This is a genomic window from Haloferax sp. Atlit-6N (assembly GCF_003383195.1).
Lineage (GTDB): Archaea > Halobacteriota > Halobacteria > Halobacteriales > Haloferacaceae > Haloferax > Haloferax gibbonsii.
The window spans coordinates 1-498 of sequence record NZ_QEQJ01000221.1; the positions used below are offsets into that span (position 1 = coordinate 1).

2 pseudogenes are annotated in these 498 nt (G+C 63.9%); one reads left to right on the plus strand and one right to left on the minus strand.

From position 1 onward, the window contains the following. Window positions 1-234: pseudogene (locus tag DEQ92_RS22040) on the plus strand (mechanosensitive ion channel family protein); the annotation flags it as partial. A 42-nt stretch (window positions 235-276) separates the two neighbouring features. On the opposite strand, the pseudogene DEQ92_RS22045 reads toward DEQ92_RS22040, so the two are convergent. Next, a pseudogene (locus DEQ92_RS22045) lies at window positions 277-498 on the minus strand (phosphohydrolase); the annotation flags it as partial.

Genomic DNA, 498 nt, shown 5'->3' on the forward strand with positions numbered 1-498 from the left:
CCCGCGCCGACGGTGCGGCTGACGGAACTCGGCGACTCCTCGGTGACGCTTACCTCTCGAATCTGGATCGACGACCCGAGTCGGGCCGACTTCGTCAAGACTCGCGCGGAGTACGTCCAGACCGTGAAACGGCGCTTCGACGAGGAGGGCATCAACATCCCGTACCCGAACCGGACGCTCGGTGGCGAACTCGCCGTCGCCGGCCTCGAAGAAGTCACACCCGCAGACGACTGAGCGCGTCGTCGGTCGTCTGTACTCTCTCGCTATTCGGTCGCCTTACAGCTCGATCCGCTCGACGAGCTCATCGTCGGCTTTCGTGTTGACCGCGACGATGCGGATGTGCGATTCGAGGCCCGAGTCCCTGAGTTTCGCTTTCAGGAGGTTGTCGACCTGATAGACGCCGGCAGCGTTGACCATCTCGATCTCGACGAGGACGGCCTTGCCGTCGCCGGGACGGAGCGAGACGCTCTCGATCGCCTGGCTGGAGAGGGTGTTGAT